Origin of the sequence: Clostridium lacusfryxellense, from assembly GCF_018861735.1 — a bacterium.
Taxonomy (GTDB): Bacteria; Bacillota; Clostridia; order Clostridiales; family Clostridiaceae; genus Clostridium_AD; species Clostridium_AD lacusfryxellense.
Map to the genome: position 1 here is coordinate 1 of NZ_JAHLEB010000133.1, position 1,753 is coordinate 1,753.

Consider the following 1,753-nt stretch of genomic DNA (forward strand, 5'->3'; position numbering starts at 1 on the left):
TAGGGGCTTGTGAAATGCTAAAATAAAAATTGTGGATAACTTTTGGGAAAACCTCCAAAAAGTGCAAAAAAAAGAGTACTCAAAGAACCCTTGAAAAAATGTAATGCGGAGCATGATGGAAAATATATTTATGTGGATATGTTAATTAAACTGCGATTTTAAGAAGTTTAGTTATTCCTCTAATATACTCTGGTTTATTTATAGCATAAGCTAATATAACATTTATTAGTTTAGAAATACCCGTTAGGAATAGATCAGCACGCATAGTTGAGGTGCTCAAACTTCTTGGTGATTCAATGCATGGGTTAGATTTTAAGGATGAAAGAGATCGTTCAATACACGCACGATTAGGATATTCATCGTCCCATTCTTGAGAGTTTCTTTGAACACCAGGGTAAAGTCTAAAATCTTTATCTGGATACACATAAGTCATCCGACCACTTTTTTTGTCAGTACAGGGTTCTTCACAAGTATGATAGCATTTACCTTTTTTATCCCTATGGGATTTGGGGCAAGTGAATTTAAATCTTAAGCTTCTATTTTTACCTTTACAAGGTCCTTCCGCTTTAAAAAGTGTTTCATCTAAGGGACATAATGGGATACCTTGAACATTATATTTAAGATCACCTATTTTACTAGTACCTTGATTACGAGGATTTAAAGGTACAAAGACTTTTTCAAAGCCACATTGTTGAAGAAAACCAAAATTATCATAACTATCAAATTCAGAATCACCTAAAAAGTATTTGAATTTAAAGTTTGAGGTTTTCTTCAATGTTTCTAAGAATGGCTTAATTACTGGTTTTAAAGAAGCATTATCATAACAATACTTTTGGTCCTCAGGAGTTTCAAACTCTTTATCAATATTCTTATAGAAATATTTATCAAAGAATTTTAAATTTAGAGGAATGCCCCACCCATTAGTAATGAGACCAAATTTATAGAAATAACCAAAGTGTCCATTTACAAAATCTAGCTTAATACTGTTATTTGCATGGGCGAATTTAGGCATATTCTTATATGCGGCAGCATAAGGGTTAAGTTGTTTGTTCTTTGTAGCTTTAGCATAAGATTTCATCCTATTCACTTCCGAAACAAGAGTTTTGGGATTATTCTCTTTAACCCTTGGTTTTAAACCAGAAGTATCATATATAAGTTCAGAATTAAGGTTTTTAGAAGGTGAATCATCTGGAAGAGATTCGTTAATCTCATCGCAAATATCAATGGTTTGTGGGATCATATTATTAAATAAATTAGCAATATCACCTTCAAAATCAGTTTTAAATCTACTGAAAAAAGAGTCATCAGGAATATCATCGTAGAAGCAACAAAATTCTCTTATTTCAGTAGAAAATACAAGAAAAAGACTTAATAAAACAGTAGTTGGAATATGAAACACTTGCATTAAAATCAATGAAGATAACACGGATGTAAGTTCATATTTCCTATCTCTACCTAGGTTGGCATAATACTTTTGGGTAAAAGACTGAGGAATGAAAGATTCAATATCAAAGTTGTCACCAAGTAGTTTGATAAAACCTACCGGTTGCTTTTTCGTAAGGCCGTTAAGTTCAGCTATCTGATCAAAAATATTAAGTTGCTTAAGTTTATTAATACAAAACATGTTATTAGCCTCCTCTGTGGATAATATTTTGTGTCGTTACATTTATTCTCTCACAGTGGAGGAAAATATAAAAGCCTAACGGCTTAAAAGTTAGGCAATTCAATGATTGCAGAATTGTGCAATCGGCTA

1 protein-coding gene is annotated in these 1,753 nt (G+C 31.9%); it reads right to left on the minus strand.

Features of this window, described 5'->3' with window-relative positions; translation table 11 throughout:
* Positions 1–145 precede the first annotated feature (145 nt).
* On the minus strand, positions 146–1,624 hold the full coding sequence (locus KPL55_RS25565) for a transposase (RefSeq protein WP_216309566.1): 1,479 nt from the start codon (positions 1,622–1,624) through the stop codon (positions 146–148).
* Between the last annotated feature and the right edge of the window lie 129 nt (positions 1,625–1,753).